This is a genomic window from Rhodobacteraceae bacterium M382, from assembly GCA_025141015.1.
Taxonomy (GTDB): Bacteria; Pseudomonadota; Alphaproteobacteria; order Rhodobacterales; family Rhodobacteraceae; genus Aliisedimentitalea; species Aliisedimentitalea scapharcae.
Genome location: CP081098.1, coordinates 2,120,335 through 2,144,831, shown reverse-complemented (window position 1 = coordinate 2,144,831; position 24,497 = coordinate 2,120,335). Strand labels below are relative to the sequence as shown.

General features: G+C 58.8%; 22 protein-coding genes. 10 read left to right on the top strand and 12 right to left on the bottom strand.

What is annotated here, in order from left to right; translation table 11 throughout:
* The first annotated feature begins 2 nt into the window (after window positions 1-2).
* On the top strand, window positions 3-875 hold the full coding sequence (gene mmsB, locus K3727_09970; GenBank protein ID UWQ93073.1) for a 3-hydroxyisobutyrate dehydrogenase: 873 nt from the start codon (window positions 3-5) through the stop codon (window positions 873-875).
* A 223-nt stretch (window positions 876-1,098) separates the two neighbouring features.
* Here the strand turns inward: mmsB and K3727_09965 are convergent, their stop codons facing one another.
* The gene (locus tag K3727_09965; protein UWQ93072.1) at window positions 1,099-1,683 is read right to left on the bottom strand and encodes a VOC family protein; all 585 of its coding nucleotides are present in this window, start codon (window positions 1,681-1,683) and stop codon (window positions 1,099-1,101) included.
* Window positions 1,684-1,888: 205 nt separating this feature from the next.
* On the bottom strand, window positions 1,889-4,771 hold the full coding sequence (uvrA, locus tag K3727_09960; GenBank protein ID UWQ93071.1) for an excinuclease ABC subunit UvrA: 2,883 nt from the start codon (window positions 4,769-4,771) through the stop codon (window positions 1,889-1,891).
* A gap of 163 nt (window positions 4,772-4,934) precedes the next feature.
* Between uvrA and K3727_09955 the strand changes: the two genes are divergently transcribed.
* A complete protein-coding gene (locus K3727_09955) occupies window positions 4,935-5,294 on the top strand; it encodes a sulfurtransferase (GenBank protein UWQ93070.1) in 360 nt (119 codons plus the stop codon).
* 21 nt (window positions 5,295-5,315) lie between these two features.
* Here K3727_09955 and K3727_09950 read toward each other — a convergent pair whose 3' ends face one another.
* Window positions 5,316-5,852: a class I SAM-dependent methyltransferase gene (locus tag K3727_09950; GenBank protein UWQ93334.1), complete on the bottom strand. Its 537-nt coding sequence runs from the start codon at window positions 5,850-5,852 to the stop codon at window positions 5,316-5,318.
* Between the two features lie 310 nt (window positions 5,853-6,162).
* The gene (lpdA, locus tag K3727_09945) at window positions 6,163-7,557 is read right to left on the bottom strand and encodes a dihydrolipoyl dehydrogenase (protein ID UWQ93069.1); all 1,395 of its coding nucleotides are present in this window, start codon (window positions 7,555-7,557) and stop codon (window positions 6,163-6,165) included.
* A gap of 197 nt (window positions 7,558-7,754) precedes the next feature.
* Between lpdA and K3727_09940 the strand changes: the two genes are divergently transcribed.
* Window positions 7,755-8,204 (top strand): hypothetical protein, encoded by a 450-nt coding sequence (locus K3727_09940; protein UWQ93068.1) that lies wholly within the window; start codon window positions 7,755-7,757, stop codon window positions 8,202-8,204.
* Here K3727_09940 and K3727_09935 read toward each other — a convergent pair.
* From K3727_09935 to K3727_09920, 4 genes are all read right to left on the bottom strand, one after another.
* Window positions 8,201-8,779, bottom strand: a complete 579-nt coding sequence (locus K3727_09935) for a DUF924 domain-containing protein (GenBank protein UWQ93067.1) — start codon at window positions 8,777-8,779, stop codon at window positions 8,201-8,203. The genes K3727_09940 and K3727_09935 overlap by 4 nt on opposite strands.
* 103 nt (window positions 8,780-8,882) lie before the next feature.
* Entirely contained in the window at window positions 8,883-10,154 is a 1,272-nt protein-coding gene (locus K3727_09930) for an MFS transporter (GenBank protein ID UWQ93066.1), read from the bottom strand.
* Between the two features lie 85 nt (window positions 10,155-10,239).
* The gene (gene queA / locus K3727_09925; protein ID UWQ93065.1) at window positions 10,240-11,319 is read right to left on the bottom strand and encodes a tRNA preQ1(34) S-adenosylmethionine ribosyltransferase-isomerase QueA; all 1,080 of its coding nucleotides are present in this window, start codon (window positions 11,317-11,319) and stop codon (window positions 10,240-10,242) included.
* Window positions 11,320-11,360: 41 nt separating this feature from the next.
* A complete protein-coding gene (locus K3727_09920; GenBank protein UWQ93064.1) occupies window positions 11,361-14,750 on the bottom strand; it encodes an AsmA family protein in 3,390 nt (1,129 codons plus the stop codon).
* Between the two features lie 76 nt (window positions 14,751-14,826).
* On the opposite strand from K3727_09920, the gene K3727_09915 reads away from it, so the two are divergent.
* From K3727_09915 to K3727_09900, 4 genes are all read left to right on the top strand, one after another.
* Window positions 14,827-15,294 (top strand): peroxiredoxin, encoded by a 468-nt coding sequence (locus tag K3727_09915; protein UWQ93063.1) that lies wholly within the window; start codon window positions 14,827-14,829, stop codon window positions 15,292-15,294.
* Between the two features lie 73 nt (window positions 15,295-15,367).
* Window positions 15,368-16,216 (top strand): ferritin-like domain-containing protein, encoded by an 849-nt coding sequence (locus K3727_09910; protein UWQ93062.1) that lies wholly within the window; start codon window positions 15,368-15,370, stop codon window positions 16,214-16,216.
* Window positions 16,217-16,418: 202 nt separating this feature from the next.
* The gene (locus K3727_09905) at window positions 16,419-17,747 is read left to right on the top strand and encodes a peptidoglycan DD-metalloendopeptidase family protein (protein UWQ93061.1); all 1,329 of its coding nucleotides are present in this window, start codon (window positions 16,419-16,421) and stop codon (window positions 17,745-17,747) included.
* On the top strand, window positions 17,737-18,234 hold the full coding sequence (locus K3727_09900; protein ID UWQ93060.1) for a polymer-forming cytoskeletal protein: 498 nt from the start codon (window positions 17,737-17,739) through the stop codon (window positions 18,232-18,234). Before K3727_09905 ends, K3727_09900 begins: the two co-directional genes overlap by 11 nt.
* A 143-nt stretch (window positions 18,235-18,377) precedes the next feature.
* Here the strand turns inward: K3727_09900 and K3727_09895 are convergent, their stop codons facing one another.
* The 3 genes from K3727_09895 to K3727_09885 form a co-directional block, all read right to left on the bottom strand.
* A complete protein-coding gene (locus K3727_09895; GenBank protein UWQ93333.1) occupies window positions 18,378-19,349 on the bottom strand; it encodes a DUF3179 domain-containing protein in 972 nt (323 codons plus the stop codon).
* Between the two features lie 201 nt (window positions 19,350-19,550).
* Entirely contained in the window at window positions 19,551-20,096 is a 546-nt protein-coding gene (locus K3727_09890; GenBank protein UWQ93059.1) for a peptidylprolyl isomerase, read from the bottom strand.
* Complete coding sequence (locus K3727_09885; protein UWQ93058.1) at window positions 20,089-20,595, bottom strand: peptidylprolyl isomerase; 507 nt, start codon at window positions 20,593-20,595, stop codon at window positions 20,089-20,091. The genes K3727_09890 and K3727_09885 overlap by 8 nt, the downstream gene beginning before the upstream one ends.
* Before the next feature lie 133 nt (window positions 20,596-20,728).
* On the opposite strand from K3727_09885, the gene K3727_09880 reads away from it, so the two are divergent.
* The 3 genes from K3727_09880 to K3727_09870 all read left to right on the top strand — a co-directional run bounded on the left by K3727_09880 (window position 20,729) and on the right by K3727_09870 (window position 23,682).
* Window positions 20,729-21,919: a phosphoglycerate kinase gene (locus tag K3727_09880; protein UWQ93057.1), complete on the top strand. Its 1,191-nt coding sequence runs from the start codon at window positions 20,729-20,731 to the stop codon at window positions 21,917-21,919.
* A gap of 164 nt (window positions 21,920-22,083) precedes the next feature.
* Entirely contained in the window at window positions 22,084-23,229 is a 1,146-nt protein-coding gene (locus K3727_09875; GenBank protein ID UWQ93056.1) for an aminopeptidase P family N-terminal domain-containing protein, read from the top strand.
* Window positions 23,230-23,382: 153 nt separating this feature from the next.
* The gene (locus tag K3727_09870) at window positions 23,383-23,682 is read left to right on the top strand and encodes a septum formation initiator family protein (GenBank protein ID UWQ93055.1); all 300 of its coding nucleotides are present in this window, start codon (window positions 23,383-23,385) and stop codon (window positions 23,680-23,682) included.
* A 34-nt stretch (window positions 23,683-23,716) separates the two neighbouring features.
* Here K3727_09870 and K3727_09865 read toward each other — a convergent pair whose 3' ends face one another.
* Window positions 23,717-24,493: an ion transporter gene (locus K3727_09865; GenBank protein UWQ93054.1), complete on the bottom strand. Its 777-nt coding sequence runs from the start codon at window positions 24,491-24,493 to the stop codon at window positions 23,717-23,719.
* Between the last annotated feature and the right edge of the window lie 4 nt (window positions 24,494-24,497).

The window sequence follows — 24,497 nt, the reverse complement described above, 5'->3', positions numbered from 1 at the left end:
TGATGAAAATCGGATTTATCGGGTTGGGCAACATGGGGGGACCCATGGCGGCCAACCTCGCCGCCGAAGGCCACGACGTGATCGGCTTTGACATGGCAGACGTGTCAATCCAGGGCGTCACCATGGCCGCCTCCGGGGCCGAGGCTGCTACCGGTGCGGATGTGGTCATCACGATGCTCCCCAACGGCCAGATCCTGCGCGCTGTTGCGGATCAGGTGATCCCTGCAATGACCGCCGGGGCCGCATTGGTGGATTGTTCGACCGTAGATGTGGACAGCGCCCGTGCCGTAGCCGAAAAATGCACGGCTGCGGGCCTGCTGTTCGTGGACGCTCCGGTGTCTGGTGGCATCGGTGGCGCTTCGGCCGGAACGCTGACCTTCATGGCCGGCGGCTCCACAGATGCTTTTGCCGCAGCCAAACCGCTGTTTGACATCATGGGCCAAAAGGCCGTGCACTGTGGTGAGGCCGGTGCCGGTCAGGCCGCCAAGATCTGCAACAATATGATCCTGGGCGTCACCATGATCGCCACCTGCGAAGCCTTTGCTCTGGCTGACAAACTGGGACTGGATCGCCAGAAGATGTTTGATGTGGTTTCCACGTCGTCGGGCTACAGCTGGACCATGAACGCCTATTGCCCCGCCCCCGGTGTTGGCCCCCAATCGCCGTCGGACAATGGCTATCAACCCGGGTTTGCCGCCGAACTGATGCTCAAGGACCTGCGCCTGAGCCAGCAGGCCGCCCAAAGCGCTGATGCTGACACACCCATGGGGGAACTGGCCCAGGCGCTCTATGCACAGTTTGTCGAAAACGAAGATGGCACTGGCATGGATTTCTCAGCCATGTTGCCCCGGTTCGAAAAACGCAGCCGCGGCTGAAAAAAACCGGCACTTCACCTCTCAGGGTCCGCAGGTCATTCCTGTGGACCCTTTTCTGTGACTCCCATCTGATGCCGCGGTGCGCCAACGTCAAAGGGCCGAATGCTCTCGGGCGGCCTTTGCCGGCCCCGGGCAGCGAGCCGCACCAACGCAATTCACAGACCTAAATTGTTGCGAACACCGGATCGGTCGCCCGCGTCACTGATCAGTGACCTGAGACACCTCAGCCGCCATACGGATCCTTGGCGGTTCTGTCGTTCGACAGGCTGTCGCGCGCTGCTCCGATCTCTTCTATTGCATCGGCCAGATGGCGCTGATCGATATGATGATCCCCCCGTCCCACCCGGATGCGATGCGCGCATATCAACACATCCACATGGCTGTGCCCGGCGGGCGGTTCGAACCGGTAACTGGCCAGTTCTATGAGCAAGCCCAAAGGGTCCTTGAAATAAATTGAATCCATGAACCCGCGATCACGCACGCCAGAATGTTTGATCCCGCGTTCGTCCAAACGATCGACTGTCTGCGCAAACACCGCCTGACTGACACTAAAGGCAAGATGATGAACACATCCCGGTTCGGTCGGTGTGCGGTCCGGGGTGCCCTTGCGGGTCTCGTCGGTAAACACGGTAATCAACCGCCCGTCGCCCGGATCAAAATAGACATGCCCTTCGTTCGGGCGGTCCAGATTGGGCTGCTCGAAAACGAACGGCATTCCCAACACCCCCTCCCAAAAATCAATCGTTGTCTGGCGATCCGCTCCTGTCAGCGTAATGTGGTGCACGCCCTGCACGGGTATCTTGCGCATAATCCTCTCCCATCTACATTCCCATGATGCCATGAAACCGCGCGGCCTGGCTTCTTTCTGGTCAAAAATACCTCGGGGGAGTCTCAGCCCATGGCTGAGACGGGGGCAGAGCCCCCAAAAGCGTTATCCAACGTTCTCCCTTCCCATGGCGTGCAGGTCGACGCCCAGCAGGAACTCCGCCGTTCGATCAGGCCTCGGAAACCGCCTATTCCGCCGCGACGGCCCGCGCGTCCAGAATGGCTTTCAGATAGTGTCCGGTATGGCTGCGCGGTTCTGCGGCCACGGTTTCCGGCGTGCCCTTGGCCACGATCTCACCGCCGCCGTCCCCCCCTTCGGGACCAATGTCAATGATCCAATCTGCGGTCTTTATGACATCCAGATTGTGCTCGATCACCACCACCGTATTGCCGCCTTCGACCAATTCATGCAGCACTTCCAACAGTTTGCGCACATCTTCGAAATGCAGACCTGTTGTGGGTTCGTCCAGGATATACAGCGTCCGCCCGGTTGAGCGTTTCGATAGTTCCTTGGACAGCTTGACCCGTTGCGCTTCGCCACCTGACAGGGTCGTCGCCTGTTGGCCAACCTTGATATACCCCAACCCCACCCGGGCCAGCGCGTCCATCTTGTCCCGGATCGATGGAACCGCCTTGAAAAACTCCTGTGCGTCTTCCACCGTCATGTCCAGAACATCGGCAATGCTCTTGCCCTTGAACTTGATCTCCAGCGTCTCGCGGTTATAGCGCGCGCCCTGACAGGTTTCGCAGGTGACATAGACGTCGGGCAAAAAATGCATTTCGATCTTGATCACGCCGTCGCCCTGACAGGCCTCGCACCGCCCCCCTTTGACGTTAAAGCTGAACCGTCCTGGCTTGTACCCCCGCGCCTTGGCCTCGGGCAGACCGGCGAACCAGTCGCGGATCGGGGTAAAGGCACCGGTATAGGTGGCCGGGTTGGATCGCGGCGTGCGCCCGATGGGGCGCTGGTCGATGTCGATCACCTTGTCCAGATGCTCCAACCCCTTGATCGTCTCGCAGGGTGCCGGCGTCTGGCGTGCACCGTTCAGCCGCATGGATGCGGTCTTGAACAGGGTTTCGATGGTCAGGGTCGACTTTCCGCCCCCCGAAACCCCCGACACACAGACAAATTTACCCAATGGGAAGTCTGCTGTGACATTCTTGAGGTTATTGCCGGTGGCCTTGACCACTTTGACGGACTTCTTGTTGCCCTTACGCCGTTTGGCGGGAATGGCAATTTCACGCGTCCCGGCCAGATATTGGCCTGTGATCGACGCAGCATCCGCCGTTATTTCGGCCGGGGTGCCATGGCTGACAACCTGACCGCCGTGCACACCTGCGCCTGGGCCGATGTCGAACACGTAATCGGCTTCGCGGATCGCTTCTTCGTCATGTTCGACCACAATGACTGTATTGCCCTGATCGCGCAGGTTCTTCAGCGTGCCCAACAGGCGGTCGTTGTCGCGTTGGTGCAACCCGATGGACGGCTCGTCCAGCACATAGAGAACCCCGGTCAAACCCGACCCGATTTGCGAGGCCAACCGGATACGCTGGCTTTCGCCACCCGACAATGTTCCGCTTGAACGGGACAGCGTAAGGTATTCCAATCCCACGTTATTCAGGAAACCCAACCGTTCGCGAATTTCCTTGACGATGGCGCGGGCGATCTCTTGTTTTTGCTGTGTCAGATGGTTTGGCACATCTTCGATCCAGGCTAGCGCCTCGCGGATCGACATCTGTACAACCTGTCCGACATGCAGCAGGTTTTCCTGCTTGCCCGCGGCAGACCCGATCTTGACCGCCAATGCCTCGTCCCGCAGGCGATAGCCCTCGCAGGCACCACAGGGTCGGTTGTTTTGATAGCGTTCAAACTCTTCGCGAATCCAGTTTGAATCCGTTTCGCGATAGCGCCGTTCCATGTTCGGAATGACGCCTTCGAAACTGCGGGTCACCTGATACACCCGGCCGCCTTCGTCATAGCGGAACGGGATTTCTTCGTCGCCAGACCCATAGAGGAAGACCTGCTTTACGTGCGCAGGCAGATCCTTCCACGGAATGTTCTTGTCAAACTCGTAATGTTTGGCGATGGCTTCGATGGTTTGCAGGAAATAGGGCGACTTGCCCTTGCGCCACGGGGCCAACGCCCCGTCATAAACCTTGAGCGCGGCATCCGGCACCACCAGACGTTCGTCAAAGAACAGTTCGACCCCCAACCCGTCACATTCCTGACAGGCCCCAAAGGGGGCGTTAAAGGAAAACATGCGCGGTTCGATTTCGGGAATGGTGAACCCGCTGACCGGACAGGCAAAGTTTTCCGAAAACGTGATCCGCTCCGGATCCCCTTCGCGCGGGGCGGTTTCAAAAATCGCAATGCCATCAGCCAGGTCCAGCGCGGTGCGGAAACTGTCGGCCAACCGGGTTTCCATGCCTTCGCGCACCACGACCCGGTCCACGACAACGTCGATGTCATGGCGGTATTTCTTGTCCAATGTCGGCGGTTCGTCCAGTTCATAGAACTCACCATCCACCTTGACCCGCTGAAAGCCGCTTTTGCGTAACTCCAGGAATTCCTTACGGTATTCGCCCTTGCGGTCGCGCACGATGGGGGCCAGCAAATAGCCACGGGTGCCCTCCTCCATCGCCATGGTCCGATCGACCATGTCCTGAACCTGTTGCGCCTCGATCGGCTTGCCGGTGGCGGGACTGTACGGGGTCCCCGCACGCGCGAACAACAGACGCATATAGTCATATATTTCGGTCACGGTCCCCACGGTCGAACGGGGGTTTTTCGACGTGGTTTTCTGTTCGATGGAGATCGCCGGAGACAGGCCGCTGATATGGTCGACATCCGGCTTTTCCATCATGTCCAGAAACTGACGCGCATAGGCGGACAGCGATTCAACATAGCGGCGTTGTCCTTCGGCATAGATCGTATCAAACGCCAACGAGGATTTCCCTGAGCCGGACAGGCCGGTGATCACCACCAGCTGATCGCGTGGAATATCCACGTCGATGCCTTTCAGATTGTGTTCGCGCGCACCGCGCACTTCGATGGATTTCAGCTCAGCCATGATGCCCCCAATACAATCTTCCTAGAGATAGGCGACAGGTGCCGGGTATCCAAGACAAAATAGCGAACAAAGTGTGAACAAGCGAAATTTGGCAAGAAAATATTTGTATTCGCTTTTTTGAATGTTAGATTGCCGTAACACCAAACCGACAGATGAGGCCCCGATGTTCACGCTCAAATCCCTGTTGCCCGGAAAAATGACACCGCAGGATGCCATTGCCGGGGTGCGCGACGGAACCATCATTCTGGTGGATGTCCGCGAACACGCAGAAGTCAAAAGCTCTGGCAAAGCCTTGGGGGCCTTGCATATTCCCCTGATCCGGCTGCGGGACGTGGCCGATCCACGCCACCCAGATTTTGATAATCGGCTGCGCCAGAACACTCCGATTGCAGTTTATTGCGCCTCTGGGGGGCGCAGCATGGCAGCACGCAAGATCCTGCGCCAATTGGGGTATGAGGATGTGCATAACATCGGTGGATTACCCGGATGGCTGCGGGCCGGCGGGGCGGTCGAACCCGCCTGACGATACATTTGCCGCTGCCACTTAGGTCTTTTGGGCTATCGCCCAGGAACAAATCGGCATCTTCGGGTCATTTTCGAGCGAATCGGCCTCTTCGTCATATTCCGGGGGCCAGACCTCTTCCATATTGCGCAACGCCGCGTTCCGGTTGCCCCATTGACGGGCACGGATGGCATCCTCTTCGAACCCGCATTCCACCAGAAAATTCTTGAGCCCGCGCGCCGACCAACGCGAACAATCGTTAGGCGCGGCGTGAAAAGGAATGAAAAACGGGACCGCGACCCAGAAATGCCCGCCCCGACGCAGCATACGCCGCACGTATTTGGTCGCCTGATATGGACGGTCCAGATGTTCCCACACCTGATTGGCCAGGATCAGGTCGAATTTCAGGATCCGGTCGTCTGCGCCGCGAAACGGTCCTTCGCAGATGTCAAACTCGGGGTACCGGAATTGTCTGTAGGACCGGAACTTGAACATCTCGCCCCATTTACCTGAAATCTCAGCGACATCCAGGCTGGCGGGTTTCAGGTCGCGGATCATTCCGCGGCTGGATTTCCCCATTACAATACGGTTCAGGCTGGGCACAGATTGGTCTCCTTGTTCGTGAGACCAAGAGACCACAGACCCCGGGCCACGCACAAGCGCAGACACCTGGGTTGACAGTGAATTCAGCCAATTTCCCCTTCAACCGTGCCAAAGTGCGGGGAATACCGCCAAACCCGATCTTGCTCCGCTGTCTCTGGCGGTTGTTGGGCTTTCTGGTGCGACAACGGGCCGGGTCATGTGACCCAGCACCCAAACGAATATCTTCCACCGAACACCCAAAGGGGTTGGAGGCAGAGCCTGCTACCGGCCCTGCCTGTCACAGACCTTACATATGAATAACGCGGTCAAAAGCGTCCAACACGCTTTCATGCATCATTTCGGACAGCGTGGGGTGCGGGAACACGGTGTTCATCAGGTCTTCTTCGGTGGTCTCCAACTGACGGCCGACCACATACCCCTGGATCATCTCGGTGACTTCGGCCCCGACCATATGCGCGCCCAGCAATTCGCCGGTTTTGGCGTCAAAGACGGTTTTCACCATGCCTTCGGCCTCGCCCAATGCGATCGCCTTGCCGTTGCCGATAAAGGGAAAGCGGCCAACCTTGATGTCGTACCCCAGTTCCTTGGCCTTGGCTTCGGAATACCCAACGCTCGCCACCTGGGGATGACAATACGTGCAACCTGCGATGCTTTCGGGTTTGACTGGATGGGCATGTTTGCCCGCGATCAATTCGGCCACCATGACACCTTCGTGAGACGCCTTGTGCGCCAGCCACGGTGCGCCGGCGATATCGCCAATAGCGTACAGGCCGTCGACCCCGGTCCGACAATAGGCGTCCGTGACAACATGCGTGCGATCCAGCTTTACTCCCAGCGCTTCGAGCCCCAGGTTTTCGACATTGCCAACGATTCCGACTGCGGAAATCACCGTGTCAAAATCGTGTTTCTCGACCTTGCCACCGACTTCGATATGGGCCGTCACCTTGCCCTTGGCCCGGTCCAGCTGTTTGACCATGGCTTTCTCCATGATCTTCATCCCCTGTTTGACAAAGGCTTTTTTGGCGAATGCACTGATTTCTGCATCTTCGACCGGCAACACCCGATCCATCACCTCGACCACGGTCGTTTCGGACCCCAGCGTGTTGTAAAAGCTGGCAAATTCGATGCCAATTGCGCCCGACCCGATGACCAGCAGCTTTTTGGGCATGCGCGGCGGTTGCAGCGCGTGTTTATAGGTCCAGACCAGATCACCGTCGGCCTCGAGCCCCGGCAGTTCACGGGCCCGCGCGCCGGTGGCAAGAACGATGTTCTTCGCCTCCAGCTCTTCGGTGCCCTTGTCCGTTTTGACAGATACCTTGCCCTTGGCAGGCAGGGTCGCAGCCCCCATCACCACAGTGACCTTGTTCTTCTTCAACAGGTGGCCAATGCCGCCGGACAGCTGTTTGGCCACCCCGCGCGAGCGTTTGACCACCGCGTCCAGATCATAGCCGATCTTCTCGGCCTTGAGCCCGAATTCGGATGCCCGCTCCATCAGATGGAATACTTCGGACGACCGCAACAGCGCCTTGGTCGGGATGCATCCCCAGTTCAGACAGATGCCGCCCAGATGTTCGCGTTCGACAACTGCAACCTTCAGCCCCAGCTGCGCCGCCCGAATGGCAGCCACATATCCACCGGGGCCGGCCCCGACAACAATCAGATCATAGGTTTTAGCGGCCATGATATCCCCTCGGCGCAGCGCAATAAAAAAACTAGTTTACCGTTAAACTAATTCCCAAAACACATCAATCCCCCACCCCTGCGACATCTCAGACGCACGGAACAGGGCCAAAAACACGGTAAGGTCAGCCTATACCGACCCCGGCCAATAGGCTAACACTGGTTTGTCGCATCAATTTCAGGCGGCGGACACATTTTATGACAATGGAAATTGGACACGTCATGGCCAAAACGCTCAAAAACCTCGCACTCGCTTTGCTCAACGCCACGCTGATCCTTGTTGCGCTGTGTCTGTTTCTGGCATGGAAAACCGCGGTCGTCCTGGACGGTGCGACGGCCACCTTTGCCCAAAACCTCATAAAGGTAGAGCCATTGCGGGATGAGGTACGGGGGGCGCGCAACGATCTGGCCGAATTGCGTCAGGATCTTGTGGCGATCAAGGACAAATCAAACGCGCTGAGCACACCAGCCCTGCAACGGCTGCAACATCGGGTTCAACTGCTGGATAGCCGGATTGAGGGCGTTCAAAGCCAGGTCCGCACCTTGGCACAATCACCGGAAGTGCTGATCACACATACTGTTGAAACGGCTGCGGATGCCCTGACCCGCAGCGTTTTGGACATCAAGGGGTGCGTGCCAGCCGGTTAACCCGTCGCCTGCAACTGGCGCATGGTGTGCCCGTATCCGCCTGCCTGGACATAGGCGGTTTCGAGCCCGGTGGAATGGCGTGACAATGCCTGATTGCGATAGGGGAACCGTCCGAATTCACGGATCACCTGGCGATGCGCCCGGGCATGCAGCAGGTTGGATTCTCCGGCAATTGGCATCCGCTCCTTCATCAGGCGCACACAGCGGTCCTGATCGCACAGGTTTTCCGAATGCATCAGCGGCAGGTAAAAGAACTGTCGGGCTGGTTCGTCGATCTTCAGATCCCACCCCTTGTTGATTGCGACCTTGGCCACGGCGAGCGCCGCGCGATCAGTTGCAAAGGCTTTCCCGGTATCGCGGAACATATTGCGCGGGAATTGATCCATCAGAATGATATAGGCCAGGGTCCCGGATGGATACGTCAGCCACAGGGAAAACTTGCCTTCACAGGCGGCCTCCCATGTGGACAGGAATTTATCCCGAATTTTCTGATCCAGTTCCGCTGCCCCCGAGTACCACCCCGCAGGGCCCAACTCGTCCAACCAATACCTTAAAATCTCGTCGGGCCCGACCATCTGTCTGTCTCCACTGTTACTGCCCAGCACACCTGTGATTTAAAAGGGTTTTACACAGGTGTTACAGTAACAAATTGCAACAAGACGACATTTTTATGCAAGATTATATCGCTTCGCCCTCTTCTTGGGCTTCCAGGTCGGCTTCGATGGCGACTTCTTGCGCCCATTCCACCGCCACCGGCGAGGCTGTCGGAGACATCGGCGACATTGTGCCGGTATCTTCAACCGGGATCGAGGCCCGCTGAGTCGCGCGGTAGGCAGCATAGGCGGCCATGACAAACATCAGGGCTGCCATGAAAGCAAAGAACCCCGCCGGCCCCAGCACCACATCGGCCATCAGCCAACCGGTAATCATCGGCCCGGCAATCGCACCCAGCCCGTTGATAAAGACCAGCCCGCCCGAAGCGGCGGCCATATCATCATGGTCGAGATAGTCGTTGGTATAGGCGATCAACAGCGAATACAGCGGGTTTGACAGGCCGCCAATAATAAACGCCGAGACAAGCAACATCTTGAAATCGCCGCCTAAAATGAAACCCAGCACGGAACCGCCGCCGCCAACCAGGGCCACAATCAGGATCAACCCCCGGCGATCCATCCGATCCGAAATCCAGCCAAGCGGATATTGCAGCACCAACGCGCCCATATAAAACGTCGCGACAAAGAGCGAGAGTTTGGTCAGCGACATGCCCACGGCGGCGCCGTAAACCGCGCTCATGCCGAATTGGGCCGAAAAGATCCCGCCAAGAATGAACATGCCCACACAGCCCAGCGGTGAAATCCGCATCAATTCGCGCAGGGTCATGGGTTTTGCGGTGTCAAATGCAGGGGTCGGAGAGATCGACAACAGGATCGGAGCAAAGGAGATCGAAACCAGAATCGACGCGATCACAAACGCTTCGTAGCCGCCCGGGTCGCCCACCTGAATCAATCCCTGCGCCGTGATGATCCCGATCATCTGAACGATCATATACAGCGACAATGCTTTGCCACGGTTGGAATTGTCCGCGGCATTGTTCAGCCAGCTTTCCGCCGTGACATACACACCGGAAAAGCAGAACCCGATTAAAATACGCCCTGCGATCCAGACATAGATGCTGGGAAGCACCGGATACAGGATCATCACAGCCGAAATGAACGACGCCAGCGCCGCAAACACGCGAACATGCCCAACGCGGCGGATCATCTCGGGTGCCAGGCGGGATCCCCCCAGAAAGCCGACGAAATAGGCCGACATCACCATGGACATCTCAAAGGTGGAAAACCCTTCGATTTCGCCGCGCACCCCCAACATGGTACCCTGCAGGCCGTTGCCAACCATCAACAGCCCCATTCCCAGCAACAGCGCCCACGCGCTCGACAAAACCTGTAGCATCGCGCAACTCCGCTGCTTGGATGTTAAAACCACCCCCTCGGGGCACGCCCGATGTTAACAGGGCCAGAGCCGTGCTTGTCCATGATTATTGTTCGGGATTCTGAGCCAGTTTCGCCCCACCGGGGATCAAAAGCGACGCATCCCCATAAGAAAAGAAACGATACCCCTGTGCGACGGCATGGGTATAGATATCGCGCACAGCTTGTTGCCCCATCAGCGCCGACACCAGCATCATCAAGGTCGATTTGGGCAAATGGAAATTGGTCATCAGCGCGTCGACCACACGAAAGGTAAACCCGGGATAGATAAAGATGTCGGTTTCACCTTCCCAGGGACCGATCGCTCCGCTGCGCGCGGCGCTTTCGATCAGGCGCAGCGCGGTTGTCCCAACCGGGATCACACGTCCGCCTGCGGCCTTGGTTTCGGCAATGCGGGCCGCGGCCTCATCGCTGACCCGGCCCCATTCGGCGTGCATCTTGTGGGTGGTGACGTCATCCACCTTGACCGGCAGGAACGTCCCGGCCCCCACATGCAGCGTCACATGGGTAAATCCAACGCCCATCGCGGCCAGACGATCCAGCAGCGGCTGGTCAAAATGCAGCGATGCGGTCGGGGCTGCGACAGCACCGGAATGACGGGCCCACACCGTCTGATAGTCTTCTTTATCCTGCGCGTCCGCCGGGCGTTTGGCGGCAATATAGGGGGGCAGCGGCATGGCCCCAGCCTGGGCCAGGGCCGCATCAAAATCATCGCCAGACAAATTGAACAGCAAATGCGCCTGCCCGTCCTGAACATCCGTCAACCGGGCCGACAGTGTCGCGCCAAATCGGATGTCTTCGCCCACCCGGATCTTCTTGAGCGGTTTCAGAAGCGCCGCCCAGGTCCCGTCGGCGCGCGGCTCCAACAGGGTCACTTCCATCTTGGCCGCGGTATCGCCCTGCGGACCGCTGCGATGGCGCGCACCGCTGAGACGGGCGGGAATGACCTTGGTGTCGTTCAGCACAAGCAGATCACCGGGACGCAGCCAATCCACCAGATCCGTCACATGCGCATCCGTCAGAGCATCGCCATTGGCGACCAACAGGCGGGCCGACGAACGGGGATTGGCCGGTCGGGTTGCAATCAGATGTTCGGGCAGGTCGAAATCAAAATCAGAGAGTTTCATGATCCGGGCCTATAGGGGCTTTTGCCAGAATTGAAAATGGGTCACCTGTCACCGGCGTTGCCGCGTTCGGAGCCTGTTTCGGCTCCGCCGCTGCCCTGATCCACAGGCAATTCGGTTTGCGGAGCCTTGGCACCGGGCGTGCGAAAAATGTCGCGCAGCATCGCCGGAGCCAGCCCGGACAACGGATTGACCTGCACAGATGGATCCGTGGTCGGGCCGGTCAGGCGATAACTGAACCCGAACACGCCTTCGCCCTTGCGGGTGACCAGGCTGCCGATCGCATTCAACAGATAGACCGGTGAAATGACTCCGCGCATGTTCAGCAGGCTGCGCTCGACGTCGAATGTCCCATCCATCGACAACCCGATCGACGGCCCTTCGGCGCTGCTTTCATAGACGGTGATGACAGATGGTCCCAACCGAAACCGGGCATCCACCGCATTGAACTGGATCCCGTTGCCGGTCAATTCGTCGAGCAGACCGATCACGCTGATCGAATTGACCAGCGCCCCAATCGCAGGCCCATTTTTGACCCGTGTGTTGCGCACGCTCATCTGGCCTTCGAAATGGCCTTCTTCGGCGGTCGGCAATAGGGTCATGTCAAAGGACCCGCCCTGGCCGTTGCTCAGAATTCCCGAGTCCCGAAAGACCCCCCCCGCATCCTGGGATTGAATACGGATGGCGCTGCCGTTTTCGCGCGGCACCAACAGGCCCGTGACCGCGGTTCCGCCATTCAGACGCCCGCTGAATTTGCCATTGAATCCGCCCTGGGTGGAAAAATCGCCCCGAAATCCGGTCAGGGAAATACTGTCGGTGATCTGCAATTGGTTCAGCGCCACATCCATTGGGCCCGTGCCGGTGCCCGCTCCTGCCGCAGATGACGTCCCCGAAGAGCCGAAAGGGGCCTTGCGCAAATCCAATGTTCCACTGAGAATCCGGATCTCTGGTGCCGATGTGCCACGTCCGACCAGCTCCACGGCCGCATCCAACCAGCCCCCGACCCGGATCGAGCTGAGCAAGGCCCTGTCCAGCCCGCCGCCGGTCCGGTTGATCACGCTTCCGGTCGCCGTCAGTCCGGCCGCCTGAAGGATCAGCTTGTCCAGTTGCACCTTGTCTCCCAGTTCCCCCGACAGGTCGAGCGTTCCGGACGTCCCTGTCGGCTTGCGCCATCCCAATTCGGCCATCTGCAGGCCAACCCCCTGCAGATCCGATGTCACCGACAATCTGGCCGCACGGTTCGGGCCGAGATCCAGAACAAACTGCCCCTGCCCCCGCCCTGACACCGTGCCGGGCGGCAGGCCGATATTAAAGGTGTCGATGACCTGCGCCGACAACTCCACGGTTCCAGACACCTGACTGTCCGGCGACACGCCCTTGCCGATGGGGCGGGACCATTCGGCCCGAACCGGAATGCCGCTGAGCGCGCCCTGGCCGTGAATGCGGATGGCACTTTGGTCTCCGGTGATATCCAGCGCATCCGCCGTCAGGGTGTGGCCGGGCACCAAAAGCGTGCTCGACACGTCCCGAATGTCCCCCTTGAGATGGAATTTGATGTCCTCGAACGGCACCTTGTCCCGCAATGGCAGGGCCAAAGTGCCGGTGATATAGGCCATGCCATCAACCATATTGACCGGCAAAACCGTGTTCTTCAGCACGCTCAGCGGCGGGCGGGCCAACAATGACATGACCGAAGTCACCTCGCCCCGGCCCGTGACACGGGTTACGCTGGGCGCGGCTTTCTTGATCCGGATGTCCGGAATGATAAAGGACGTTCCGGCAACGTCGATCGGTCCACCGGCGTCCCCTGTCACCGTGCCTTTGGTCGCGAGCACCACAAAACGTCCGTTCACCAGGCTGGCCTGTCCGCCCCCACCCTGGATTGGCGGCATGGTCTTCAGAAACCGGATCGACGCATTGTCAAAGGTGAACCCCGCCTGAATCACCGGTTTCTGCCCCGCCGTGCCGCGGATCGAAAAGCGGCCCTGGCTCATGTCGCCGGACAACAGATTATCGGCCACCCATTTGCGCGGCTTGGGCGCCAGCGACGCGGGCCACAATCGTTTCACCGCCGGAACGTCCAGCTGATCCAGTTCGGCATTCAGCGCAAACACCAGATCCTGAGCCTGAACCGAAGCATCGGCGCTGAGGCGCAGCTTGCTTTGATCCAGATGCACCAATGCCTCTCCCAGCGTGAAGCGGAACGGGTTCAGCTGCAGCCGGAAATCAGCGGTAGCTTTGCTCAGCGTCAGGGGGGCCTCATAGAAATTGCCGGGATTGGCCTGAACATCCCGAAAGCTGAACTGCCCCACCAGATCGGTCAGATGCCCCTGGTCATCGGTGTAAAGGTAGGCCCCACCAGCCGCTGCGCCGATCCCCCAGTCGCTGTCCAGGCTGAGTTCGTCAAAAGTCAGACGTTGCTGAACCGGGTCATAGGTAAAATAGCTGCGCGCGCCCCGAAAGGACACCGGTCGGGCCTGATCGGCCGGTTTCAGAACCCCTTGGCCAATCTGCAAAGTGGCGGAAATCGGTCCGACCGCCCCGTCGCTGTCGATGTTGCCCCGCAAGGCCCCCGAAATCGGCGCATCCAGAACCCCCAACCATTCCAGCGCGACGTTCTGTGCGGCAATATCCTGGCTGGCAACTTCGTGGATCGACACGGAAATATCCGCCTCGGTATCACCGATCCGGCTGGCATAGCTGGCATCAATGCCGCTGGCATAGTCCCGCCCGCTGAGCAGCGAAAACAGCGCCGAGATCCGCAGGTCATCGTCACGGCGCACCAACCGGATCTGGCCCCCGTCCAATGTCCAGGCGCGACCTTGGCCCAGATCTTCGTAGCTGAGCGTCAGCGCATCCATCTGAACCGATGTGAGCGCCTGAAGCTGGGGGTGCAGAAACAACTGGTCTCCCTGTTCGATCAGTTGCGGCAGGCTAGCGGCCTGTTTCGTGGACGTCGACCCATCCCCCAGGCTCAACGCGAATTGCCCGGAGGCATCCCGTTGCAACTGACCATACGCCCCGCTCAGTTCGATCTGTTTGGGTTGGATTTGGCCGCGCAGCAGCGGACGCATGGCCAAAGAGGCCTCGGCATGGGCCAATTGCGCCAGAACCCGCCCGTCGTCGCGGGCCAGCACCACATCCTGCAACCGGATGCGCGGACGCCAGCCTTTGTTCACGACAAAGTCCACCCGTCCGAAATCCAGCGTCATTCCATTCAGATTCTGTTCGATCCGCTGCGACACGCGGGCGCGCAACCAATCCGGTGCCGTCAGGTTGCGATCCATCCCGAAAAAAATCGCGCCGCTGAGAGCGATGGACAAAATCGCCACCACCCACGCCCCCCAGCGCAACGCCCGCCGGTGCGGTCGTCGCCGGGACGGCGGCGCATCTCCGGTCTGGCCGGTGTCAGTTTCCTGATCGACAGAGCGCATAGTACGTCTTTAATCCCTGGTTGCGATGGTTATGATGCAACCCAGATGTTGAAAATTCATTCCGGAGTTCTTCCTGATGCCTGATGTTTCCGATCTCGCCCCCGATTTTACCCTGCCCAGGGATGGAGGCGGCGAAATCAGCCTGTCCGATCTGCGCGGCCGCGCTGTTGTTCTGTTTTTCTATCCTCGTGATGATACGCCGGGCTGCACCAAGGAATCCATCGGGTTTTCTCAAGATTTGCAATCCTTTGCCGATGCCGGGGCACAGGTTTTTGGGATCTCCAAGGACACCGTTGCCAAACATGACAAATTTGTCGCCAAACACGACCTGACAACCCCGCTTTTGTCGGATGCTGATGGCACCATGTGCGAAGATTACGGCGTCTGGGTCGAAAAGAACATGTATGGGCGCAAATCCATGGGAATCCAGCGGTCGACGTTCCTGATTGATGCCCAAGGCAAGATCGCCCGGGTCTGGCACAAGGTAAAGGTCGACGGCCATGTGGCCGAAGTTCTGGACGCCGTGCGCGCGCTGCAAGGCTGAACCATGCGGGATCGGCCGCTCTGGACATTCGCTGTGATATGCGGTGAACCGGAGTGGCCCATTCACAGGATCCATGATGCCCGACGATCTCTCGCTTGCCGAACGTGCCGCCCAGGTTTTGACAACTGCTGATGGGCGCGAAAAAACCACCCTGTCGCGCCACCATGCCGCCGAATGGTTTGCGGCGCGCCGGGGCGATCGTGCGCCGATTGCAATTGGCACCGCGAACCCGCCCCTGCACCCGGCCCGCCCGGATCGCCCCGAATTGTTGTCGCCACGCGATGTGCCCCGGCGTCGCCCCGGATCGCGGCCTGGCCAGATTGCGCTGCTGCATGCGGTCGGACATATCGAACTCAACGCCGTTGATTTGCACTGGGATATCATTGCCCGGTTCTCGCACGTCGAAATGCCAGTGGGGTTTTATGACGACTGGGTCAAGGCTGCTGACGAAGAATCGAACCATTTCAACTTGATATGCGAATGTCTTGAAGGTTTGGACAGCCATTATGGCGCCTTGCCCGCCCACGCGGGCATGTGGCGTGCCGCCGAAGACACCGCCCAGGATTTCATGGGGCGTCTCGCCGTGGTTCCTATGGTGCTCGAAGCGCGTGGTCTGGATGTCACACCGGGAATGATCGACATTTTTCGCAAGGCCAAATTGCCAGAGGTCGTGGCCGCATTAGAGGTGATCTATGCCGAAGAGGTCGGCCATGTTGCCTATGGGTCCAAGTGGTTTCACTTCCTGTGCGGGCGTCACAATCTGGACCCCAAAGATGAATTCCATCGTCTGGTGCGCACCTATTTCCACGGCGCGCTCAAGCCCCCCTTTAACGAAGAAAAACGCGCCGAGGCGGGGTTGCCACCTGATTTCTATTGGCCGCTGGCCGAGGACCCAATCGGTGACCGGGGCACGTCCCGCTGACGCCAAATCGCGCCAAATTTCCCACAACCCTTTGTCCTTCGGCGATTTTCTGCCGGTTCACCTCCCCTTGCCGCGGTTGCTTGGGGTTTGGTTTCGTTAACAGACTTGCCGAATGGCGTTGGGCACAGTATGCACCCTGTCCAGAAATACGTGCAACCGAGGGGATGCGGCGCACGTACGGAATAGAACCAGGGATGGACGCTTGCGCACTCGTCTAGCGATAAAAATTCACTCGGTGCTGGAACGGATGTTCCCCGAACGCCGGGTCTTTTTGAAGTCGGATTCCGATACTCGGTTTATCCGTCTCAAGCCGGAAACACAGCTGATTGCCTTTGGGGGCGCGACGGTGATGGTCATGTGGGCCATTGTCGCCACCGCGATCCTGTTGATGGACAGCATCGGTTCGGGCAATTTCCGTGAACAGGCCAAACGCGATCAGGAAGTGTACCGGGACCGGTTGAACGCCCTGTCATTCGAACGGGATCAGCGTGCAGAAGAAGCCGTCATGGCCCAACAGCGGTTCAACGCGGCGCTCAAGCAGATTTCGACCATGCAATCCGAATTGCTGGCGTCGGAAACCCAACGGCGCGAACTGGAAACTGGAATTGACGTCATCCAGACCACCCTGCGCGACACCATGAGCGAACGCGAAGACGCGCACAAGGCGCTGAACGAACTGGAAAAACAAACCCAGGAAGGCAGCGCCGCGATCACCATGGCCCGCAGCGCCCCGGTCCAGATGGAATTCATGTCGGATGTTCTGGCTGACACGGCCCAGGAACGCGACGCGATCCGCGCCGACGCGCAGGCGGCCTTGGATCAACGGGCCGAGCTGGAGTTCGAGATCGAACTGATGCAGGAACGTAACGACCAGATTTTCCGCCAGCTCGAAGAAGCCATGGCGATTTCGGTCGAACCCCTGGACAAGATGTTCCGCAGTGCGGGCATGCCAACCGACAGCATCATCGAACAGGTGCGGCGCGGTTATAGCGGCCAGGGCGGTCCGCTCACCCCTTTATCCTTTTCCACACGCGGTGAAGAACCCTCGCCCGACGAAATAAGGGCCAACAAGATTCTGAACCAGATGGATCAGTTGAACCTGTATCGCATCGCGGCCCAACAGGCCCCCTTTGCCAGCCCCGTACGGGCGGCCGTCCGCTATACCAGCGGCTACGGTTACCGTCGCGATCCCAAAACGGGTGGTCGGCGCATGCACAACGGATCAGATTTCGCCGGTGCCCGCGGCACGGATATCTTTGCCACGGCCGATGGCGTGGTCAGCCATGCCGGGTGGCAAAGCGGCTTTGGAAAACTGGTGAAAATCAAACATGCGTTTGGCATTGAGACACTTTATGCTCATAACAGCAATATCCGCGTAAAGGTGGGCCAAAGGGTCTCGCGCGGGGACCATATTGCTGATATGGGTAGCACAGGACGGTCCACCGGTACGCATTTGCATTACGAAGTGCGCGTCGGCGGAAGACCGGTAAACCCGATGATCTATATCAAGGCTGCAAGAAATGTTTTCTAAGAGCAAAATCAACGATCCGGCACCCAAAGCGCCCGAAGCGGCCAGCCCGACGCCCACTTCTGCCCCATCGGCTCCCGAGAAAAGCGATTTTCGCGCCTCGGCCCCCAAGGCAAAGCCACCGGCATCGGTGCTCAGCTCGGATTTGCACGTCAGTGGCAACATGAAAACCACCGGCGACATTCAGGTCGAAGGCACTGTCGAAGGCGACATCCGTGCCCACCTGCTGACCGTGGGTGAAACCGCGACCATCAAGGGCGAAGTCACCGCCGATGACGTCGTGGTCAATGGCCGCATCGTCGGCCGCGTGCGCGGTCTCAAGGTGCGCCTGACATCGACCGCACGGGTCGAAGGCGACATCATCCACAAAACCATCGCCATCGAAAGCGGTGCCCATTTTGAGGGATCTGTTCAGCGTCAGGATGACCCGCTGAACCCGGGCAAAGCAGCGCCCAAGCCGGCTGCTGCCGCGCCCAAAGCCGATAGCTGATACAGCGTTCCGGCCCGAATACCGGATCGAACGCGTCGGGAGGAATTCGCGTCGATCTCGCCGAGTCTGACAGGGACTCTGAAACGCCGCTCCATTTGGAGTGGCGTTTCTTTATTCTGAAGACAAGCCACAGATATCAAATCCTATTTTCCCAACATCCAGACCCCGTCCGGCCAAAAGGCATGAAAGGCAAAGGCGAACATCACGTCATGTGCCACATCCCGTCCCTGACTGTCCCGGACCCGGATCGACCCGACATCGCGCCCCCGCGCGATACGCCCGGTGTCCAGCGCCGATGCCTGCCCGGGTCGCCATGAGATCCTGACCCCGGCCTCGGTGATCTGCGGGTCCGCCATCAGCCGGGTCAATGGCCAGGCACGATCCCCAACCCGCACCACCCGGGCCAATGCCGGAATACCGTGTGGCGGCAATTCGCCATTGTACAGGAACGGCCGTTTGCGGCTGTCATATCCGCGATATGGGTTGCGCCCGTATGATCGATTGTACGGCGGCTCTTCCATAACCAACCCCATCGGATTTCGAGTCCTGAATTCCTCCCAGCTTTCCAGCCAGCTGGGCACCAGGCGAAGTTCTGTCCCGGTCAATTCCCCAACAATGGCGGTGCCGACCGCCTGTTGCCACCAGCTTTGGGTTTCGCGGTCATACATGACCATATCGGAATTGCGCAGCTTGCCCGTCACTCCGAATGTCAGGGTCCTGGTCCGGACCCGCCGGTCAAAGGTCACCGCTGAATTGCACAGCGGACAAAACGTTACCGCCACAGGCAGCGCGCCCACCCTGTCGTTGACAATTTCATGCCAGGTCAAATACCGCAGAGGATAGGCCCGCGGAGATTGGCCGTCGATCTCCAGCGTGATAACCGGTTCGCGCGGTTTGATCCGTGTGTCCTTGATTGCGTGAATAAATTCAGGATCTTGCAGCGCAAGGATCCCATCCTTGGGCGGACCTCCGGACAGGATTTCGGCCCAATTCGATACCTGCGTCCTAGAAAAATCAGTCGCCGGCCATTCGTGTTTCCAAAACGACGGATCCGCAACACCAGGCCCCGAAAAGACCAGAGTCGCAAAAATGATTCCAACCAGCCGCGTCCACATCATGCCACCCTCCCTTGACCCCAATTCGCGGGTTTGAGACCACAGGGTGTTCCGCCAGAGCCGACAAAACCAGCCCGGGCACAAGGATGTGAAGCTGCGTGACAAAAAATGGGCGGCCCGTCCAACAAACGCGCCGCCCAAGACTTTTAGCTAAAAGTCTTGGTAATTTTCTTTGAAAAAGAAAATTACTCCGCCCGACGATTAATCGGTCACGGTAACTTTTTTCATCACATCAGGCTGGCCCACGACGGATCCATTGGACCCAGCGCCCCGTTTGATCGCATCAACCACGTCCATGCCACCCGTCACTTTGCCAACAACGGTGTACTGACCGTTCAGGAAATGCCCCGGTGCAAACATGATAAAGAACTGCGAGTTCCCGGAATTTGGATTCTGTGACCGGGCCATGCCAACCACGCCACGTTCGTATGGCACATCGGAAAATTCGGCCTTCAGGTCTGCCCGGTCAGATCCGCCCATACCTGCGCGGCTCATATCCGAACCCAGTTTTCCAAACTGCACATCGCCGGTTTGCGCCATGAAACCATCAATCACGCGGTGAAAGACCACCCCGTCATACTGTCCCTCGGCGGCCAGCGCAGCGATCTGTTCCACATGTTTGGGCGCGACCTCGTCCAGCAGGTCAATGGTGATGACACCATTGGCCTCGCCTGCGACCTCGATCTGCAGACCGGTTGCCAGCGCGGGGCTGGCCATCAACGCAAAAACAGCTGCCAGCTTACGCATCGGCGGCAACCTTGACGCTGATCATGCGGTCCGGGTTCGCTGGCGGTTCGCCACGGGTGATGGCATCGACATGTTCCATGCCCTCAACGACGCGGCCATAAACGGTGTATTGACCGTTCAGGAAATTGTTGTCCTTGAAGTTGATGAAGAACTGTGAGTTGGCAGAGTTCGGGTTCTGCGAACGCGCTGCTCCGATGGTGCCACGGTCATGGGGCAGCTTCGAGAATTCGGCCGGTACGTTGGGCAGCGACGACCCGCCGGTGCCTGCCATGCGCAGGTTGAACCCGTCTTCCATATCACCATGCTGAACATCGCCGGTCTGGGCCATGAAGCCGTCGATCACGCGGTGGAACGCCACGTTGTCATATTCCCCACCCCGGGCCAGTTCCTTCATCCGGGCGCAATGTTCAGGCGCAACATCGGGCAGCAGCTCGATAACGACGTTGCCGTCCTTGAGTTCCATGATGATGGTGTTTTCGGGGTCTTTGATCTCGGCCATGAGGCTCTCCTGTCATTGTAATTGAGCGGAAACTAATCATCCCGGCCCGGATGGACAAGGCGCGCCATTGACCCGCGCGCACTTTCCGGTAGAGAAACGCGCAAACATTGGCATTTTTTGGAGAGTATCGGTCATGGGTTGGAAAACGCTCGACGACATGGATCTGAACGGCAAGCGCGTCTTGGTGCGCGTGGATATCAACGTCCCGATCGTGGACGGGGTTGTCACCGACAGCACACGGATCCGCCGGATCGCCCCGTCAGTGCGTGACATCCTGGCCGCAGGTGGCAAGCCGATCTTGCTGGCCCATTTCGGCCGTCCCGGTGGCGAACGCCGCGAAAACCTGTCGCTGCAGCAGCTGGTTCCGACATTGGAACGTGCGTTTGAAACCAAAGTGCTGTTCGCCGCAGATTGTGTCGGTGCAGGGGCCGCGGCGGCGGCTGATGCTCTGCAACCGGGCGAAGTGCTGCTGCTGGAAAACACCCGCTTTCATGCGGCCGAAACCAAAAATGACCCCGACCTGGCCGCTGGCATGGCGCGTCTGGGCGATGTGTATTGCAATGACGCGTTTTCCGCCGCGCACCGGGCGCACAGCTCGACCGAGGCGATCGCCCGGCTGCTGCCCGCCTGTGCTGGCCGCTTGATGCAGGCCGAACTGGAAGCGTTGGAATCCGCCCTGGGCGCGCCCAAACGCCCGGTAACCGCTGTGGTCGGGGGGGCCAAAGTATCGACCAAGCTGGAACTGCTGGGCAACCTTATCGAAAAGGTGGATTACCTGGTGATCGGTGGCGGCATGGCCAATACCTTCCTGGTGGCCAAGGGCCAGAATGTGGGCAAATCACTGGCCGAACGCATCATGAAGGACACGGCTGCCGAAATCATTGCCAAAGCCGAGGCCGCAGGCTGCAAGATCATTCTGCCCACGGACATTGTGGTGGCGGAAAAATTTGAATCCCATGCCGATCATCAGGTGCTGCCTGCCGATCAATGCCCCGACGAAGGCATGATCCTGGATGCTGGCCCCGACAGCGTCGCTGCAATCACCGAGATCTTTGAAAACAGCCAGACCGTGATCTGGAACGGTCCCCTGGGCGCGTTCGAGCTGGAACCCTTTGATGCAGCCACCAACGCCGCCGCGCTCAAGGCTGCTGCCATGACCCGCGCGGGCAAGCTGATTTCGGTCGCCGGTGGTGGCGACACGGTCGCAGCGCTGAACGCCTCCGGGGCCGCCGGGGATTTCACCTATATCTCCACAGCCGGTGGCGCATTCCTGGAGTGGATGGAAGGCAAGACCCTGCCTGGCGTTGCTGCGCTGGACCAGTAAAACCCCTTTAAAATCAAAACACAGGCGCTGCTCTCCATATCAAGAGCAGCGCCTTTTGCGTTTCAGGGCACCCAAGGGCGCGCATCATCAGGGCAGAAATACCTTCCGGGAATCGGACACATGTGTCTAGCGTGACGGCTGACAGCCAAGAAAAAGGGATCCGGATGTTTCACGCCCGCATGGACCAGCTCCGCCAGAAGATGGCCGATCATGATATTGATGTGGCCCTGATCACCGATGACGACAACGTGTATTACCTGACTGGGTATTATGATTACCTGCATATGGAATTTGGCCGCCCCACAATTCTGGTGGTACCGCGCGAAGGGCACAGCCTGTTGATCACCCCGGTGATCGACGAGGTCATGGCCAAAACCGCCGCCCGCGTGGATCAGATTGCGGCCTGGAATGATGGTGCCGGAGAGGAATGGCGCGCTGAACTGCCCACAGCTCTCACAGGTGCCCGACGCGTTGCCATTGAACCCGGACACATGCCCCCATTGGTCCGCCAGTATATCGACGGGTTGGTGGATGCAGATCGTTTGGTCACGGTTACCCCGCATCTGGCCGATATGCGCATGATCAAATCAGAGCACGAACTGCAACTGGCACGCCACGCCGGCCAGGTGGCCACTGCGATGATGGCCGCCGGGCGCGGTGCGATTGGTGCCGGTGTCCCTGAATTCGAAGTGGCGCTTGCCACCGCACAGGCCGGGACCCGCAAGGCCGCCGACCTGTTGGCGGCGCATTATGCGGACACCGAAATGTCGCCCAACACCCATTTCCTGCAAATCATGGCATCGGGACAGGATATCATCAAAACCCATCATCGCGCTTCGACCCGGATCATGCAGCATGGCGACCCCGTGTTTCTGTGTTTCTGCGGCATGACCAATTTTCATCGTTTCAAGCTGGGCTTTGATCGCACGTTCTGGATTGGTGAAATTGCCGACCCGTCCCAGGCCGAGGTCTATGAGATCGCCCGCGCCAGCCAAGCCGCCGCGCTGGCCGCCCTGCGCCCCGGTGTTACCGCGCAAAGCGTGCATGAAGCCTATGCCGAGGTCATTCAGGGTGCGGGGTATGATTACCCGTTCCGATGTGGCCGCGCGACCGGGTTCAGCTTTCTGGAAAAACCGCAACTGGTGACGGGGGATGAAACGATCCTGCAACCCGGCATGGTGCTGGCGGTGGATGGGTCGGTATCGGTGGAAACCTTTCGGGCCCAGGTGGGTGACAGTTTTATCATCACGGACGATGGCTATGAACAGATCACGGATCACCCCAAGGGAATCGCCGATTTGATCCTGTGAAACGGGCCTCGGACTCGGTGGTCAAGGAAAAGTAGAAAAAAATAGCGCATTGGACTCAAAGGGGATTCACAAGCCGAATCACCTGTGTCATAAGATATGCAGACACCCGAACAACGGGTGCAGCTTTGAGGCAGAGCATACAGGCAACCCAACGTGACCCGTACAAACCGACCATCTTTTGGTGCCCTGATTTTCTTTGCGGTGGCATTTGCGCTGAGCGCTTATTTCACCTTTGCAGCGGTTCAGGGGGATTTCGGGCTGTTTCGTCGGGTCGAGATCGCCGCGGAAGCAGATTTGCTGCGCGGCGATCTCGAACGCCTGAACGCCCAGGCCGCCGAAATGGAAAACCTGACCCGGCGGCTGAGCGACGATTACCTGGATCTGGATCTTTTGGACCAACAGGCCCGATCTGTTCTGGGATTGTTGCGCACGGATGAAATTGTCATCCGCTAATCTGGCACCAACCCGGCGCGCACCCTGCCCCGGCCTAGGTCAATCCTTCGGTTTCGATTTGCAACAGCGTCCCGCAGTGTTTGCAATGTACGGCATCCTGGTCGTGTTTGAACAAACCACAGCTTTTGCATTTGTATTTGACCTTGGTCGGTTGGATCATCGCACGGGCCAATTGCACAAACAGCGATACACCAACAATCATGATCATCACGGTCAGCAACCTGGCCCCGGTTGATTGCGGCGTGATATCGCCATACCCCGTCGTGGTCAGCGTCGTCACGGTGAAATAAAGCGCATCCACATAGCCTTCGACGCCTGCGTCTTCCTTGGAATAGATCGCATGCACCACAGAGGTGGTAAAGAACACAAATACAAACAGGTTCACCCCAGCCACCACCGCATCTTCGTGCTTGTTGAAAAACGGACTGGTCTGACGCAGGTCGTGCATCAAATGGTATGAATGGATCAACCGCAGGCCTCGCAGGATCCGCAAAAAGGCAATGTTCTCTTCGACAAGCGGTGAGATCACCAAAGAGGCAATCACGATTAGATCTGCAATCGTGTAAACCTGCCGCAGAAAAACCTTGCGATCAGGTGCAATCCACAGACGGGCAGCAAAATCCAGAACGATGACAACACCACACAGCGCGACGATGGCTTCCCACAGCGGATTGGCGGGCAATGCGGCTGTGATGATGAAAAAGATGATCGTGACAGCATCAAAGGTGATCAACGCAAAGCGGAACCGTTTCGAGGTTTGGCCCGAACCAGTGTAGAGCCGGGTTACTTTGGTCTTGAAGTTTTCGGTCATGGGC